Consider the following 17,214-nt stretch of genomic DNA (forward strand, 5'->3'; position numbering starts at 1 on the left):
TGAACGTCGTTATTTAGGGATAAAAGGGTGTGGTCGTCGCAATGCGCCGTCGACAAAGCTCACCTGGTAACCGTGACGTTTTGCCTGTGGCGATTGGGGGTAAAAATCGGTGGAGATCATTTGTGCACCGCTGCGAAATGCCGCTTCCCGCTGCGCGGCTTTGACTGAATCAGGTGCAGAAAAATTGGCATCGGAGCGGGTGCGTACCATAAACCCCCTGGCCACCAGTGCGCGAATGTCTGCCTGTTGATCAACGGGATTGTTTTTGATCATGATGGCTGCCGATGGATGGTCTGGATCAAACGACGCGAACATGGCCTGTTGCGTTAAGCTTGGCTGCCCCCGTAAGTAGCGCCGGCGCTGCTCTGCATTGCCGTCAAAGAGAAATAGGAATTTTCCCTTGAGTTCATTTACGTCAGGCCACCCTTGCTGAACAATTGCTTCGCGCAATGAGTCGAACTTTCCTTGAATACTGGCAGGTGTGACTAAGCGTTGTTGCAATGTATCCTTAATAGCCGTATCGAGTGCCGCAAATGCCTTCTCGTCAAATAACGCAGGGGGTGGGCTGGAAAGAAAAGCCGGCTGGTTTTCTTTCACGTTCATCATAATCACGATGGGAAAGTGACTCGGGTTGGCGTCAGACCAAGCTACCAGTTGTGACAGGCAGCTTGTAAACTCAATACAGTGTGAGCGAACGTCTACATGAGGTATGTGTAGTACTTTAAAGCCTGGTTTCGCCAATCGATGCCTGGCGTTTTCTGTTAACCATTGCTCGTTTAGCCGTGCAGCCAGCTCTGGAATGTGATACTGGTTGCCATTTGGGTCATTAACAACGTCTATTTCCAGTTGCCTGATACCGAGATCTAACTGGGTAGCTAAACTGGGATGAGCATAGTCGATTTGTGCTGCGCGGTGGCTGTCTTTTTCCGCGAGAAAACGAAATGCCGACGCGGGCAATGCCTGTTTGTAGCTGTTGTGCGAGCCAATCCATTGATAGTGATTCAACGGAGCTGCGGCTACATTGTTCATAAATACTGAAAATAAAAGAATTAATCGGTAAAACATAATTTGCTCTCTGTATGTTCTGTGGAGGTAGAGTGACGGAGTAAAATAATGGGGACGTAAAAAATTGCTAACCCATTAATATTCATAAAAATGTAACACAGCTGGTTAAGTTTTTATTACAGTGATAGATTGCCTGTCCCCGTTTTAGGATCATTTACGTCCATGATTTAGGGTGTAAATGTAATTAATGTTTTTTTGCCGTAATATCACGACACGTGATGTGAACGCGGTATTTGCGAGATAAGGCTGAACATGAAGTACTGTATTTGGATGTTGTGCGCGCTTGTGCTAACTATCACTGGCTGTCAAAAAAACACTGATCATCAAAGGCAAGACGCGCCCGTTGAGTCATCCGTCGATGAACCGGTGGACATATCTATCGCTTTTCTGGCCGATATCCATCTACATGACTTTTTCGTGGCTGCGGAGAACTTGTCATCCTCTGGGTTGCCAACCTTTCCTGGGACTAACAATCCCGTGCTAATACGAAGCATGCAGGCACAATTGAACTCTACCCGTTTATTTAATGAAAACTATTTTGTTTTTCTTGCAGCACTGGATGATCTGGCACAACGGGGCATAAAACTGGTTGCGCTGCCAGGAGATTTTTCCGATGACGGGCAGCCGGCAAATGTGGAAGCGCTAAGGCGTATTCTGGACACCTATCACGAGCGCCACGGCATGCGATTTTTTGCTATCACTGGGAATCACGACCCAGTACGCCCGTTTACCCGGGCCGGTGGCAAAGGGGACTTTCTGCATCAATCTGGCAAAGAAGTGGCAGTTTACAGCCCCGACCATCCGCGCTGTCAGTCAGGAGAGGCCTGGCAATGTAGCCATGCGGTAAGGGAATGGGGGTATGCTGATATTACGCAGACGCTGAATGCTCACGGTTTTTTGCCTCAGCCGCAGGATGTGCTGTATGAAACACCCTTCGGCACAAATGAACTGGCCAGGCGCGGTTGGGATTGGTGTGACGAAAAAGGCACTTGCATTTTTATGCCCGACAGCAGCTATTTGGTGGAACCTGTGGACGGTGTGTGGCTGCTGGCTATTGACGCTAACGTGTACGTACCAAAAGGGGATTATGCAGACCGACAGTTTAACGGTTCCGGGAATGCCGGTTACAACGCCTTACTTACGTACAAACCCGCATTGATAAGGTGGATAACCAGCGTGGTTAAAAGGGCAGAAAAGCAGGGCAAACGATTAGTGGCGTTCAGTCATTTTCCCATGGCTGACTTTTACGATGACACTGAAATGGAGCTTGCAGATTTATTTGGGGCTACGGCTATGCAGTTAAGGCGTATGCCAACGAAAGAAACTACTGCTGCACTGGCACAAACCGGGCTTAAGTTGCACATGGCAGGTCATATGCATTTATATGATGTTCACGGGCCTGCTTCATCTTCGTCGCAAGCGTCGCCAGGCTTAGTTAACGTCCAGGTGCCCTCGTTAGCAGCGTATCAACCTGGGTACACTGTGGTTACATTAACCGCCGAACATACTGCGCGAGTAGAGACGGTAATTAAAAAAGATGTGCCGGGCTTTGACGCCTTGTTCCCTCTGTATGCCAAAGAATGGCAATATCGTCGGCAAGCCGGTTTATCAAAGTGGGACGAGGGGATCTTGTCTGCGTCCAATTACCTCAGGTTCACCGACAGCCACCTCAGGGAGGTGGTTAGGCAACGGTATGTGGGGCGGGAGTGGCCCAGCGAAATGGCGCAATACTTTAAAGCGCATACGGTAGGGGAAGTACTTGGTGACACACTTTGTAACGCCCCGGCCAGCGGATTCTCAGACCACTTTCTCGCCCGTCCGGCCATTGCCCTGGCAAACGACTATTACAGAATTCGCAATGCTGGCCAATTTGCTGATATTGGGAACCGCGAGGAGATTTACAGCGGCTTATTACCTGTGCTTTCTGCTTGCCCTGTACCTGAAGACAAAGCGGCTGCACAGGCCTACGCTTTTTTGAAAATTGTAGCGGTGTCTGCTCAGCGCGTTGACAAAACGACCTGGGTGGTACCAGGTGTATAGATTTGGAGCGTTTAGTTTACTCCTTTGTGTGCCGCTTTTTGCTGATGCGCAAACCCCGGAGGATATAGAGCGAATAACAACGACAGCGAGTCGCGTGGCCAGGGGGCTGCACAGTTTGCCATTGACATTGCAGGTAGTGGATAACGACACTTTGCAGTGGTTGTCGGCTTCTCATGTAGAGGAAGCCCTTAAGTTGGTGGCGGGTGTACAATTGCAGCGAGGAAATGGCCAGGAATACCTCCCCGCGTTGCGATCACAGGTGCTTAGCGGAGCTGGTGCATGCGGCGGACTGTTAACCGCCGAAGATGGTATTTCGCTTCGCGCAGCGGGCTTTTGTAATATCAATGAGTTGTTTGAAGCGCACACCGAACTGGCCGAGCGCATAGAGATCCTAAAGGGGCCAGGGTCGGTACTCTATGGTTCAAACGCGGTTCACGGTGTTGTCAACGTTATTACACCTGATACAACGACAGGGAAAGGTTTACTCGCTTTGGATGTGGGGTCGTTTGGTTACCAGCGCGGCAAATTTCGCGCTGGTACTACCCGAGGTGCCCATGGTTTTGGCGTGAATTTAAGTGCTACCCATGACAGTGGCTATCGCACCGCTGAGGGGCTCGATCAGGAAAAAGTAAACCTGCGTTATCAGTTTAGTGGTGATGTGCTTAACATTACCAGTGGCTTAACTTATACCCACTTGGATCAGGAAACCGCAGGTTACATCACAGGGTTTGAAAGCTACAAAAATAGCGCGTTGGCGCAGGCAAATGAAAATCCAGAAGCGTATCGCAATGCCACTTCAATTCGCCTGTGGAGCAAGTTTTCAATGGCGTTAAAAAATGGCGACAGTGTGACCATAACTCCTTATTACCGCAATCAGGACATGGATTTTCTCATGCACTTCTTACCCGGGCAGCCGGTGGAGAAAAATGCTCAGCAAGGGGTGGGAGTGCAATCATTGTGGGTGCATCAGGTATCTGACCATATTACGGTGTCCAGTGGATTGGATGGGGAATTGACACAGGGAACGCTGCTGCAATTACAAGAAGGGGAAACCGTTGGCTCGGCGTTTCTCGTGGAAACTATTCCTACGGGCAAGCACTACGACTATGACGTTGATGCCAGTATTGTCGCGCCGTTTATTGCCGCTGAGTGGCAGGTAAACAACTGGCGCATCACTGCAGGTTTGCGTTATGAATACATGGCATACCAATACACCAACAACATGAATACAGGTCGTCTTCGTGAAGATGGCTCGTCCTGTGGTTTTGGTGGCTGCCGCTATACCCGGCCACCGAGTGGAAGTAACCGTTTTAGCAATATTTCGCCCAAACTCGGTACTGTGTATCAATGGTCTGATGTCATTCAGCTTTACGCCAATGCGTCGGTTGGGTTTCGAGCTCCGCAGGCCACAGAACTTTACCGGTTACAACGGGCTCAAACTGTTGCGTCTCTGTCTTCGGAAAAAGCAAACAACATTGAATTTGGGGTGCGCGGTATCCTTGAAAACCTCCGTTTCACCGGTGCTGTATATCGAATGGATAAAGACAATTTTATTTTCCGAGACAGTGATTTCTTTTATGTAAACGACGGTAGAAGTCGTCATGTCGGCATTGAATTGGAAACCGAATGGGTAATTTCTCCGGCATGGAAGCTGACATCAGCCTTTTCGCTGGCAGAACACACCTATCGTCACGACCAGACACTCAATGATATTAACATTAACGGCAATCTCATTGACTCTGCTCCGCGCTCAGTATTCGATATGCGTCTTGCTTATGCTTTCTCGCATTCTGCAAAAGTAGAGACACAGTGGTATCATTCGGGCAGATATTATACTGATCCGGAAAATCAGCACGAGTACAGCGGGCATGACATTGTAAACGTGCGCGCCAGTTGGCAGATCTCGCGGGCGCTGACGGTCTATGGCAGGGTAAACAATGTATTCGATACCGCCTATGCCGAGCGAGCAGATTTCACATCGTTTACCGCGGAGCGGTATTTTCCCGGTCGACCCAGAAACTATATGTTCAGTCTGATTTATCGTTGGGACGCGTAGCGCGCCCAACCATACAGTCGAGCAGGAAACTTCCTCCCGCTTTATCCATCAGTTTTTCGAGCTATGTAATGTCTTGCGAGTTTACATAGCTGGAAAAATTGTTTTATAGGATACGTCATGAAAAAAATTGTCGTTGTTGGAGGTGGTGCAGGTGGACTTGAACTGGTTACCCGACTGAGTAAAAAATTAGGCCGCAAAGGATTGGCGGAAGTCATTTTAGTTGATCGAAGCAAAACCCATGTGTGGAAGCCCCTGCTGCACGAGGTAGCAGCAGGGGTTATCGATAAAAACTCAGATGGCGTGGATTACCGCATGCATGCTGTACGCAACAAGTATCAGTTTCAACTCGGGAATATGCAGCATCTCGACAGCGAAAAGAAGTTTATTGTACTCGACCCGCTCTTTGATGATGAAGGGCAGGAAATCCTACCCGAACGCACTATCGATTACGATTACCTTGTACTATCCATGGGGAGCGTGTGCAATGATTTTGGCACGCCTGGCGTGGCTGAGCACTGCTATTTTCTCGATTCGCTGAAACAAGCTGAACGCTTCCATAAAGCGCTTTTGAATCAGTTGCTAAGAATTAATCAGTCCAGTACCGAACAATCATCTTTGCACGTTGCTATTGTCGGTGGTGGCGCAACGGGCACGGAGTTAGCCGCACAGCTGCACCATGTAGCGAATTTAGCCCGCGCCTACGGAATGCCCGAAATGTCTTCGGAGCGATTGCGTGTCTCGATTATAGAGGCGGGGCCGAGAATATTACCGGCATTACCGGAGAGAATTGCAGCATCGGCGAAAAAAGCGCTGACAGATTTGGGCGTTAACGTTATGGAAAGTGCCATGGTATCTGAGGCCACTGAAGACGGCTTTATCACGAAAACCGGAGACAAGGTGGAAGCCGACCTCCTGGTGTGGTCGGCGGGTGTAAAAGCACCAGAGTTTTTGGTAAATATGGGCATTTTTGAGACTAACCGAGCAAATCAGATCTTGGTGAACAGCCATTTGCAAACCACAGTATCTACTGACATTTTTGCCATTGGCGATTGCTGTGGGTTCCAGCAAAAAGACGGCACCTGGGTGCCGCCGCGTGCGCAGTCAGCTCACCAAATGGCCAGCGTGGCAGCAGGAAATATCATCAATTTGTTTAAAGGAAAGCCTTTAAAAGCCTACGAGTATCGCGACTACGGTTCACTGGTGCATTTGAGTAAATACAGCACGGTGGGTAGTTTAATGGGGGCACTGGTAAACAGCAGTATGTTTATTGAAGGCCGTTTGGCGCGGCTGGTGTATATATCCCTGTATAACATGCATCAGTACGCTATCCACGGATGGTTTAAAGGTACCATGACCTTACTCGGTAGAAAAGTCAGCAACTTTGTCGGTCCTAAGCTAAAGTTACACTAATCATTTACAACACATAGGCTTAAAGGGACAAGGGTGAAGCTGGCGATAGGATTGTGCTCCGCGTTTGTTATAGCTGGCTTTGTCGGCTGGCTCTATCTGCCTGGCTTTCAGGTGAAAGTTGACAACGCAGCGCCCTTGGAGACAGGGGTAACATCAGCTGCAGATACAAAAATGCAGCCTGATGTTACGCCGCAAATTCCTATCATTCCAAATCACCCTCAAACACGGGACTCAGCAGAAAAAGTGCGACCCGTGGTACAAAAGGGGCCCGGTGAAACGCAGAACCTGAAAGATGTTCTCGCGTTGCTGAAGAATCGCCCCAGTCTGGGGACAATGGATTACTTGTTGTTTTCTTCGCAGGGTATTATTAATAACATTAATGCGTCGTCGTTTGTAAGTGTGGAAGGCTTTCCCGTGGTATTTGCACTTCTGGAATCTCACGCAGATGATCTCGATAGCGCCAACCGATTAGAGCAGCTTTCTCACCTGATATACGACAACAGTACGTACGATGTGTTTGCTGAACAAATGGCTTGTGCGGGAAAATACTGCCTGTTGAGCTTTACCTCAGGCAGCACCAGTGCCAGTACTTTCAGCGGTTTAAAAGCGTTTGGGCAAAACGCTTTTTACGTAAGCTCCGAGTCCGACGGTTCCGGTAATAAAATATACCGCATGATGTTCGTGGCATTGGAATTCAACGGTCTGACCCATTGAGTTTGTAAAGGGCTTAAACAATCTAAAAATCGACTCTTCTGCGCATGTTTTTACGTTCGCTAAGCTGTTTTTTTGATGCTTCTCGACGTTTCTTGACGCCTTTACTGATGCGGGTTGGCCGGCGCTTCTTTTGTACCTTTGTAGCTGCTGCCACCCATTGTACCAACCTGTTTATGGCATCCTGGCGGTTTTGTTCCTGAGTGCGAAAACTCTGTGCTTTTAGTACAAAGACACCTTCTGCGGTAACCCGGGCGTCTGATTGCTGCAATAGTCGGCTCTTTACAGCATCAGGTAAAGACGACCTGCCAATATCAAAGCGCAGGTGAATAGCGCTGGATACCTTGTTTACGTTCTGCCCGCCCGCACCCTGAGCGCGAATGGCCGTCATCTCTATTTCTGTTTCATCCAACTTGATTGAGGGGGTTATCGCGATCATTGCGTTAATTTACACTCAGGCAGGTTTGGGATTTTCTGGCCGGGAAAACAGCCTCCAGTGTTGTGATTAGTTGTTGGTAATCTTCTGCCATTGCACTGGCTTGATCTTCGGTCAGCACTGCGCCAAATTTGTGGGCTCGGTCTTCTTCAACGCGAGTGTAGTAAAAAAGGCGCACATCAATATCACTTTTTCGCCAGGCTGCGGCGAGGTTATCAATATTTTTTCTGGAATCGTCAATAAATACAATAGCGTCAAATTGTCGCTGTGTTTTGTCTAATATCCACTTCAACATGTGACCTTTGTTCATTCCGGTTGTCATCATTACACCCCGGCTGTAACTCAGTTCCCGTTCTGTGTGTTCCCGATAATTCGGGTTTTGTTGATTTTCAGGTGTCAGTGCAGATACAGACATGTCGAAACCGTTGCGAAGCAGTTCTCTTTCTGTGGCTGCCCGGTATTTCGGTGCTCTGGAGGTGAGCGCGAAAATCGTATTGCCCTGGGATTGCCATGTCGAAATGGTGTTTGCCAGCCCGGGTTCCGTTGGTGTCATTGGGTTTAGCTCATAGAGTAAACCGATAGTATCTTCAAAAAGGCAGGACACCTGCTCACTGTCTCTGGGTTTAACCGCAAGTTTTCCCGTCTGCCATTGATACCAAATGTCGCCCCCTAAGTCTGCGGTACTAGTAAGCAGGGTATTGTCGATGTCGGATACGATTAAAACCCTGTCGGCAGAATACCGCGCGTTGAGTGTTTTCACTTCTTTATCCACGTCGGTAAAGGTTGTGGTGGTCGCAATGACCAGTGAATGAGGTGGCGTAACTGTCCGCTCATGCACAGATGTGCACCCGGATAAAACAATGGCAATGACAGCAGTGAAAAGCGAAATACGAGATGGAAATAGCATGCAATAAGTACGTTGAATTTTTACTGCTATACAGCCTACCAGAAATTCCATTGTGCTTACACGGCAGAGTAAGAAACCAAATCACATGATGGTGCGACAGCCGGTGATCTTCCTCAATTAGTTTTGTTGGATGATTTTAGTAACTGAACCTTGGTATGCGGGACAAAACGCTTATTCAGAACACTTAAGACCATGCTGAATTACGCACTCGTGAAACCTTACGCGCCTCTTCACCCGCTGAGAGGCGCTCATAGAGTCTCAAACAACAAAGGATTCGCGATGAGCAGTAGATATTTGCGACAAAGTGTTATTCTTTTAATCAATTTCAGGCGTATTCTAATTGTGTAGCGCTTGTTTTTGCGCTCATTACGGAGATTTCTCATGCGTTTTGGCTTGTTAGGACTGTGGTTGTTGTTGCTGTTACCCGTTGGGGTCGACAGTGATTATGCTGCGTCTGAAGCGAAAACCCTGGTTGGCACCGATGCGGTTGAAGCAACCGCCATTGTTGAACTGGCAGATGAGCTCGATGACGAAAAAGACAGTGGCGACTGCGTTGTTACCTCTCAACACCTTGCTACCGGGTATACGGTTTCGCCGTATCCTGACTACGCATACCTGCCACGGGAAGTTCTCTCGTGCGCCAATGGCATAAGGGCACCACCTACTTCTTTTCTCTCTTAGTTAAACATTTATGGCGTTTGAACGCCCCCATGTCTATTTGAGGAAAGTATTATGCATTCATTACCCCTGTACAAAACAGAAAGCATTGACCAGCTTGCGTGGCCTGAAAACCCTGCGAGATTAAACCTGCAATCTCCAGCTGAGACTATTTTTACTGATTTCACCATTCACGAACCTATGGTGATTGACTACAATGCCAAGGCCGTTGAGCTCGAGCACTTAATGAAACAGTCACATGTGAAAATGAAAATAGTGCTGGATAAGCACAAGCAATTTGCGGGTATCGTAACCCTGAGTGATCTAACCGAACAGCGCATTGTACAGAAGGTGGCTGAAGGTCAATCAAGGGATGAACTCACCGCCGCAGATTTCATGCAGGCAAAAGCGAGTTTGCAATCTTTCGATTATTCGCAAATTCAACGTTCAACCGTGGGGGATATTGTTGAAACATTGAAAGACAACGGGCAACAGCACTGTCTTGTGATTGACCGGGATGCCCACGTCATTCGCGGTATCATCAGTGTCAGCGACATAGCCCGGGATCTGCGGTTGCCACTGGACATACAAGCCCAGCCTTCATTTGCTGCGCTGTCGAGTGTCATTGCCGCGTAGCCAGTCTACCCCTGGCCTTATGTGCCAGGGGTATCTCACACATTTTACCGGTATGCGTTCTGGCGCATATTTCGCGTAGCATCCTTGTATTTTCTATACCCGTCAGGTAAACAAAAACCTGTTTCCCAAAGCTGAAACGCCAACGATTGGATCAGTGCGTTGACGTTTTCTGCCGAAGGGTGGTCGCTATTGTATTAGCTTTGCAGCAAAGACTTCGGCATCTTTGCGTTTGTCTGCCTTGTGCTGGTCTTCAGATCGGCCTTCCCGCCAGTAACTACTTATATAGATTTGTTCATGGGCAATATTTCTGTCTTTTACAAACAACGAACGCAGTGCTCGCATAGATGAAAATTCACATGCCGCCCAAATGCCCGGTGTGCCCGGCAACCAGTTTAATCCATCAACGACATCGGCAAGGCTTGGCGCATTGCCAATCACCCATTTGATTTCTACCCCGTCTGGTTTTACCAGAACTTGTTTGTCTTCCTCACTGGTGATTTGAATCACCGCGTAGCCTTGGGTACTGCCTGGCAGTTTCTCAAGGTATACCGATATGGCGGGCAATGATGTCATGTCACCGGCAAATAAGACCCAGTCGTAATGTTCAGCCAGTCCTTTAGAGCTGCCTGGACCACCAACGATGATTTTGTCACCTTTACTCGCGCGCTTTGCCCAATGCGACGCCGGTCCGCTTTGTTTTCCTTCACCGTGCAAAGCCATGTCAAGCGAAATGGATTGGGCCTGACGGTCTAACGAGCGAACGGTGTAAGTTCGCAATTGCGCCTCGTTCATTGATTCAGGGGGGACTGAAAGCGGGTTACCCGCAAAGTCAAAAAACAGCTTCACGTAAGCAGCGCTATCAATATTGGGGTAATTTGCCAGCGCCTTCCCAGAGAGCGTAATTCTGCGCATATTCGGTGTCACTTCTTCGTTAGCCACAACGGTAAGACACGCGGGTTTTTTGGGCGATTTCTTTTCCATACTGAAAGATTTCCTCTTGATAACTGAATGGCTTATATAGTAAATGAGAATGGTTATCAATAAAATTTAAGTAAATAGGACATTGGGCCCGCATTGAACCGTGAAAAGCGAATAAAAAAAACCGGAACACAGGGTTCCGGTTAAAAGACATTTAGGAATACACATAGAAACAGAGACAAAGACATCACTCAATGACTCAGTATTTGCAATTTTAGTGGGGTTTACTTCGTTGTTCGACATGACGCTTTATATCAGGGTTTTCTAATCTATACCTTTGTGAAAAGGCAATACACATCAAGAGGTGGAAAAAAAGCTCCCGCCATAAGACGGGAGAAAATCAGAGGTATAAAATAGGCCTATGAGGCCCGGAGGGGAGATTAACTGCCTAAACCGACAGTTCACATCAACGTCACAGACGTCATCAGTGTTCGTATTTGATCAGTAGGGCGTTCTCCACAGGTCACCCGGTAGACCAAAATTTGTACTGTCAGAATTTAAGTGTAGACCGCACTGACAATAATGGAAATTTGTCCTGACGTTTTTTTCTGACAGACAGTTGATTGTCGATGGATCGCACGCCATCTAAGCGAGCGATAACATCCTGAGCGAGCAAGCGATCGGCGTACGAATCTACTTCTCCAACTAAATGTACATGACCATTCGAAACATGTGCGTGAATATCACGAGTATTTAATTTTCCATTAAACAACAGGGCAGCTTCGGCTTTCTGGTCGATAAGAGCATCAGTATCGGACGTTTCAGCGAACACCGGTTGTGACAAAAATGCCAAGCACAGTGTGGCGATAAACACATTAACTGCTTTCATACTATGCCTCCTGATAACTCTGTTTCGTATATTGACATATGCGATATGTGTACCAGTTTTCTTATATCCCATTTAATTTTTTTAATATTTTGATTTTCCGTGTTTTTTTGGATTTCTTTGATCTAACGTTCGCCCCTGGATGATATCAGTGGGAAAAATTTACTTATCATCTGTCTATTTTTTCATACACTGGGAGGATTTTGCTGGCTTGTTCTGCAAGATCTGCGACCCAGCGATGTGTTCAAAGATTAATTTCTTTACCGGTTTCTGCCACCGTTGAAAATGGCGCGAATGATACGAGCATCTGCTAAGCCTTTTTCGCCGAAAACCAACGATGAACCCGTGCCTTTTCTTCCAATGTGAAAATCCAGCACAAATACCTTTATTATCGCGAATAAGCGTCTATTGCGATTTATACCCGGACGAATAACGTCCTTAGGCTTGATATATTAGAAATTCGTTATATAATGGAAATCTAATATGTTGGGACGTGGGATACTGTTCAAATGCATAATATCACTGACTTGTTAGTTTCTTTTAGCACACGCCGCTCGGGTATAGTGTTTATTGCCTTGGTGCTTCTTACCCTGGCCACCGGTGCGTTAATTCCTCGTCTCACGATAGATACAGACCCTGAAAATATGCTGCCAGACAATCATCCGGCGCGGGTTTTTCACAATCAGACTAAACAGACCTTTGCGATGCACGATGCAATCGTAGTTGGCGTCGTGCAGGAGCAAAGCGAAGAGGGGATATATTCACCGGAAACCCTGGCTGAAATTAAGCAATTAACTGATGTAATTCTCTCTATGGATGGCGTGATACGCGCCGACCTCATGTCGTTGTCTACGGTTGATAATATTACTCAAGCCGGGGCTGGCACATTGCGTTTTGAGTGGATGATGGATCGCGCACCGGCCACTCAGGAGGAAGCATCTGCGATAAAGGCGAGTGTCGCTCGATTACCTTTGCTTTTCGATACCCTGGTAGCGCAAACAGGGCGGGCCGCCGCCATTTATGTGCCTATTGCTGATAAAAATCAAAGTTATCGTATAGCCGAAGATATCCGCGCGAGAATTGAACAAATGGAATCGCAAAACCAGTGGTACATCACAGGGTTACCCGTAGCAGAAGATCAGTTCGGGGTAGAAATGTTCGTGCAAATGGGGATCTCCGCGCCCCTGGCAGGCCTGACTATATTTGTGTTGTTGTACTTGTTTTTCCGCAATTTTGCACTTATCACTGCACCCATGATCGTGGCCATGGTGACGGTTATTGTCACTATGGGGCTGATGATTGGCTTGGGGTATACGGTGCATATTATGTCATCAATGATAGCCATTTTTCTCATGCCTATTGCCGTAGTCGACTCGGTTCATATTCTGTCTGAGTTCTCTGACCGCTATAAACCAGGTGAACAGGCCCGCAGCGTCATCAGCCGGGTCGTAAAGCATCTGTTTACGCCCATGTTGTTTACTTCTGTAACCTCGTCTGTGGGTTTTTTCTCCTTGATGTTAACCCCCATCCCACCGGTGCAAATATTTGGTGCTTTTGTGGGCTTTGGTATTCTGTTTGCTTTTCTTGTCACAATCGTTTTTATTCCGGCTTATGTGTCGCGGATAAGTGACAATTCCCTTACACGCCTTCAGCAAGCCATGCACAACGGGCATGAGAGCAACAGTCGGGTTGCTGTATTTGCCCGCGGTATGGGCAAGTTGGCATTGTCATGGCGCAGAGGATGGCTAGTTGTGTTTAGCGTTCTGTTTGCCGTTTCAGTGTGGGGCATTTCGCATATTCAAATTAATGACAACCCGGTGCGTTGGTTTAAGCAGGATCATGAAATACGGGTTGCCGACAGCATTCTCAATGATAATTTTGCCGGTACTTACAATGCTTACCTTGTGTTGCAATCCAACGCAGCTGTGCCCGGTGTCGCAGATGTTCTGAATTCAGCCCCCACACCTGCATCATTGGGGCAGTGGCGGGAAGCGTTTGAAGCCAGCGCAATCGGGCTACAAGGGGAGGAAGCGTTAGAAAGTCTGATCATTGCCGTCGATGACGCCGCATTTGCGACGCAAAACAATGACGAGTTGGATTATTTTGACGCCGTTATCGCGGTCGCTGAGGATGCGGTTTCGAAGAGTAAAACTTTCTTGTCGCCCGCGCAGCTAAATTACATTGCAAATTTACAAGCATATCTAAGCAGTACCGGGTTAGTGGGGAAGTCGAACACGTTGGCTGATGTGGTTAAAGTCGTCAATCGTGAGCTGCACAGCGGTGAAGCACGGGATTACGCGCTACCTAATAGTCCTCAGGCAGTGGCGCAAAGCCTACTGCAATATCAGTCCTCTCATCGGCCCAATGATCTTTGGCATTTTGTTACCCCGGACTATCGGCAAACACTACTGTGGCTTCAGTTGTCCAGTGGCGACAATCAGGATATGAGTGCCGTCATACGGAAAGTGGCAGAGTATATGGCGCTGCACCCCCTGCCGGCTGATATTACCCACCAATGGGCTGGAAAAGCTTATCTCAACGTGGTTTGGCAGGAAAACATGGTGGCAGGTATGTTAGACAGTTTGCTGGGGGCATTTGTGATGGTGTTTATCATGATGGTGCTGCTGTTTCGCTCCTTTGTTTTTGGCCTTCTGGCTATGCTACCGCTAAGTATTACCATCGCGTTTATTTACGGGCTTATAGGCATGGTTGGCAAAGATTACGACATGCCCATTGCTGTTCTTTCTGCCCTGACCCTGGGCCTATCGGTGGATTTCGCTATCCATTTTCTCGAGCGGGCGAAAGCCATCTATAAGGAAACCGGCGATGTGGATGAAACCCTCAGTAGTATGTTTGGGGAGCCAGCAAGTGCGATTACCCGCAACGCGTTAGTGATTGCACTTGGTTTCACGCCCTTACTGTTTGCCCCGCTGGTGCCTTACATTACTGTTGGTGTCTTCCTTGCCAGCATTATGGCGGTGTCTGCGCTGGTAACGTTGTTGGTATTGCCCGCTGCACTGAGTTTGCTGCGCCGTTGGGTTTTTCCTTCGGCCTCACATTAAATCAACCTAAGGAGACCACAATGAAAATGATCACGCATTTACTCATTCCCGCTCTTGTGCTGGCTCTAAGTACTCAACTGTCTGTGGCTCAAGATGTAGATGTAGATGCCATCATCCAGGCGTCGGAAAAGGCGGCTTACTACGCGGGAAACGACGGCAGGTCTGATGCCAGAATGATGATTGTCGATGCTCAAGGGCGCAAACAAATGCGTCAGTTTACTCTGCTTAGAAAAGATGTAGCGGACAATGGCGATCAAAAAATGTTGGTGTTCTTCAGTCGCCCCGCAGATGTACGAGACACGGTTTTCAGGGTGGAAAAACACACGACTCTGGGCGAGGATGATGACCGCTGGCTTTATTTACCCGCGCTGGATTTAGTCAAACGCATCTCTGCTGGAGATAAACGCACCTCTTTTGTGGGTTCGCACTTCTTCTATGAAGATGTATCCGGCCGCGCAGTGAATGAGGATTTGTTTACACTAATGTCAGTTACTGACAAGGAATACGTACTCAAAGCCACGCCGAAACAAAAGGATTCCGTAGAGTTCACCCATTACACAGTGACAATAGATAAAACACATTTTTTGCCCGTGCTGATAAATTTTTTCAACGGAGATGAAAATTACCGCAGGGTGGAAGCCGTGTCAGTGGAAACGGTGGAGGGGTATCCCACTGTGACTCGCTCTAAAGTATCAGATTTGCGCGGGGGGGGTTATACCCTTATGGAATTCAGAAACATGGACTACGATCTGGGTTTAAGTGATGAGATTTTCTCCGAACGCAGTTTGCGTACACCGCCTGTTGAGTGGCTAAAGTAAGATGAAAACCAGATTAATACCAGTGATCGCTGCGGTCGCACTTGTACTGTGTGCATTTGGACACGCACAACAAGTGTCGGCCCAGGATATGCCCGTCGATGATGTTTGGGCAGACATGGCTGAATGGGGAGAAGAAGATCAAGGCCCGTTCCACTGGGCGGGCTTTTTGGATATTGCGACCGGGCGCAGGTTACAAACCGATGATGCAATAAATCGTAAAACGACACTGGAAGATTTGCGTCTGCAAATTCAGGCTGATTACGCTTTTGATAACGCTAGGGTAGGTATGCGTACCGATGTTTATTACGACGGGGTAAAAAACAACCTGAACAGTCAGATTAGAGAGTTGTACTGGCAGGGTAATCTGGGTTTCTTAGGAGCAAACGGCGGCCAGTTCGATCTGAAAATTGGACAGCAAATTCTAACTTGGGGAACGGGCGACTACGTATTTCTCAATGATCTGTTCCCCAAGGATTACCAATCGTTCTTCGCGGGCCGGGACGATGACTACCTCAAAGCCCCTTCACTAGCGATAAAGCTAAGCGGATATTTTGATTTGTTCAACGTGGATGTGGTGGTAACACCGCAATTTGAGCCAGACAATGGCATCAATGGTGAGTATTTCTCTTATTTTTCACCTCTTGAACGTAAGAACATCGCAGACGAGTTTCACGTTCTTGATACGAATACACCTGCAAGTGCGGAATACGCCGTAAGGCTGTACCGAGCATTACTGGGAACGGAACTGGCGTTATACGGTTACAAAGGGTTTACCAAGTTGCCAGAAGCGTCAGATAGTCAGGGCGAGGCGCGATACAGCAACCTTACTGTGACCGGGTTTAGCGCTGTTCGCCCACTGGGTAGAGGTTTGGCTAAACTGGAGTATGCCTATTATCACGGCGGCGATGATAAGGGTAATAATCCGTTGTCACCCAATCATCAGACTCGTTTGCTGGCGGGCTATGAGCAGGAGTTGGTGGCAAATCTCACTGGCGGTGTTCAGTGGTATACCGAATTTAATCACGATACCGCTTCGCGAATAAACGCCAGTTTGTGGCCTGTGTTTGAAGTTGAAAATCGCCGCCATGTGTTGACCACACAATTGCGCTATTTAGCCATGCGGCAAACGTTGTCTCTGCAGTTGTTTAATTTTTATTCCCCTACGGACAAAGATGGCTACGTGCGAATTCGCGCTACCTATTCACCGGTAGACAACTGGCAACTGAGTGGCAGTGTCAACGGCTTCTATGGAGAACGCGATCACACGTTTTACGGCCAGTTTAATAATGGGACCAACATGGCCCTTTCATTTCGCTATTTTTTTGAGGAGTAATGTATGTCTGTTGAACGCGCGTTGACAGCCTTTGCTGGTTTTATGGTTCTGCTTAGCGTTTTTCTCACGATTTATGTTAACGAGTATTTTATTTTGTTCACGGCATTTATTGGCGCCAATCTCTTTCAGCAGAGTTTTACCGGGTTCTGTCCTGCCACTTTGGTAATGAGAAAACTATTTGGTCTTAAAACCGAAAAAGAACTGGCCCGGCAAAAGCACTAGCATCAACAGGGAAGTTGTCGACCCGTCAGGCTGATGTGGTAACATACCGCGGTTCAA

Annotated in this window: 15 protein-coding genes; 10 read left to right on the plus strand and 5 right to left on the minus strand. The window is 47.8% G+C overall.

What is annotated here, in order from left to right; all coding sequences use genetic code 11:
- Positions 1–9 precede the first annotated feature (9 nt).
- Complete coding sequence (locus tag KO518_RS01980) at positions 10–1,065, minus strand: Ca2+-dependent phosphoinositide-specific phospholipase C (protein WP_216024123.1); 1,056 nt, start codon at positions 1,063–1,065, stop codon at positions 10–12.
- Between the two features lie 252 nt (positions 1,066–1,317).
- Here KO518_RS01980 and KO518_RS01985 point away from each other — a divergent pair, with 252 nt between their 5' ends.
- From KO518_RS01985 to KO518_RS02000, 4 genes are all read left to right on the plus strand, one after another.
- Positions 1,318–3,105 (plus strand): metallophosphoesterase, encoded by a 1,788-nt coding sequence (locus KO518_RS01985; RefSeq protein WP_216024124.1) that lies wholly within the window; start codon positions 1,318–1,320, stop codon positions 3,103–3,105.
- Positions 3,098–5,161, plus strand: coding sequence for a TonB-dependent receptor (locus KO518_RS01990; protein WP_216024125.1), 2,064 nt, complete (start codon positions 3,098–3,100; stop codon positions 5,159–5,161). Before KO518_RS01985 ends, KO518_RS01990 begins: the two co-directional genes overlap by 8 nt.
- 117 nt (positions 5,162–5,278) lie before the next feature.
- Entirely contained in the window at positions 5,279–6,571 is a 1,293-nt protein-coding gene (locus KO518_RS01995) for an NAD(P)/FAD-dependent oxidoreductase (protein ID WP_216024126.1), read from the plus strand.
- Between the two features lie 33 nt (positions 6,572–6,604).
- Complete coding sequence (locus KO518_RS02000) at positions 6,605–7,285, plus strand: hypothetical protein (protein ID WP_216024127.1); 681 nt, start codon at positions 6,605–6,607, stop codon at positions 7,283–7,285.
- Positions 7,286–7,307: 22 nt separating this feature from the next.
- Here the strand turns inward: KO518_RS02000 and arfB are convergent, their stop codons facing one another.
- Both arfB and KO518_RS02010 read right to left on the minus strand, forming a co-directional pair.
- Positions 7,308–7,721 (minus strand): alternative ribosome rescue aminoacyl-tRNA hydrolase ArfB, encoded by a 414-nt coding sequence (gene arfB, locus KO518_RS02005; RefSeq protein ID WP_216024128.1) that lies wholly within the window; start codon positions 7,719–7,721, stop codon positions 7,308–7,310.
- A gap of 4 nt (positions 7,722–7,725) precedes the next feature.
- Positions 7,726–8,556, minus strand: coding sequence for a DUF2608 domain-containing protein (locus KO518_RS02010; RefSeq protein WP_216024129.1), 831 nt, complete (start codon positions 8,554–8,556; stop codon positions 7,726–7,728).
- 450 nt (positions 8,557–9,006) lie between these two features.
- Between KO518_RS02010 and KO518_RS02015 the strand changes: the two genes are divergently transcribed.
- Together KO518_RS02015 and KO518_RS02020 are read left to right on the plus strand one after the other, a co-directional pair.
- A complete protein-coding gene (locus KO518_RS02015) occupies positions 9,007–9,306 on the plus strand; it encodes a hypothetical protein (RefSeq protein ID WP_216024130.1) in 300 nt (99 codons plus the stop codon).
- Positions 9,307–9,357: 51 nt separating this feature from the next.
- Positions 9,358–9,918, plus strand: a complete 561-nt coding sequence (locus KO518_RS02020; RefSeq protein WP_216024131.1) for a CBS domain-containing protein — start codon at positions 9,358–9,360, stop codon at positions 9,916–9,918.
- Positions 9,919–10,104: 186 nt separating this feature from the next.
- Here KO518_RS02020 and KO518_RS02025 read toward each other — a convergent pair whose 3' ends face one another.
- Positions 10,105–10,899, minus strand: a complete 795-nt coding sequence (locus tag KO518_RS02025; RefSeq protein ID WP_216024132.1) for a siderophore-interacting protein — start codon at positions 10,897–10,899, stop codon at positions 10,105–10,107.
- A 487-nt stretch (positions 10,900–11,386) separates the two neighbouring features.
- Complete coding sequence (locus KO518_RS02030; RefSeq protein ID WP_216024133.1) at positions 11,387–11,725, minus strand: BON domain-containing protein; 339 nt, start codon at positions 11,723–11,725, stop codon at positions 11,387–11,389.
- Between the two features lie 506 nt (positions 11,726–12,231).
- Between KO518_RS02030 and KO518_RS02035 the strand changes: the two genes are divergently transcribed.
- The 4 genes from KO518_RS02035 to KO518_RS02050 are packed head-to-tail and all read left to right on the plus strand — an operon-like array spanning position 12,232 to position 17,157.
- Positions 12,232–14,784, plus strand: coding sequence for an RND family transporter (locus KO518_RS02035; RefSeq protein ID WP_216024134.1), 2,553 nt, complete (start codon positions 12,232–12,234; stop codon positions 14,782–14,784).
- A 20-nt stretch (positions 14,785–14,804) separates the two neighbouring features.
- The gene (locus tag KO518_RS02040; RefSeq protein ID WP_216024135.1) at positions 14,805–15,602 is read left to right on the plus strand and encodes an outer membrane lipoprotein-sorting protein; all 798 of its coding nucleotides are present in this window, start codon (positions 14,805–14,807) and stop codon (positions 15,600–15,602) included.
- A 1-nt stretch (position 15,603) separates the two neighbouring features.
- A complete protein-coding gene (locus KO518_RS02045) occupies positions 15,604–16,935 on the plus strand; it encodes a hypothetical protein (RefSeq protein ID WP_216024136.1) in 1,332 nt (443 codons plus the stop codon).
- Positions 16,936–16,938: 3 nt separating this feature from the next.
- Complete coding sequence (locus tag KO518_RS02050) at positions 16,939–17,157, plus strand: DUF2892 domain-containing protein (protein ID WP_216024137.1); 219 nt, start codon at positions 16,939–16,941, stop codon at positions 17,155–17,157.
- Positions 17,158–17,214 lie beyond the last annotated feature (57 nt).

This window comes from Aestuariibacter sp. A3R04 (assembly GCF_018860805.1).
Taxonomy (GTDB): Bacteria; Pseudomonadota; Gammaproteobacteria; order Enterobacterales; family Alteromonadaceae; genus Alteromonas.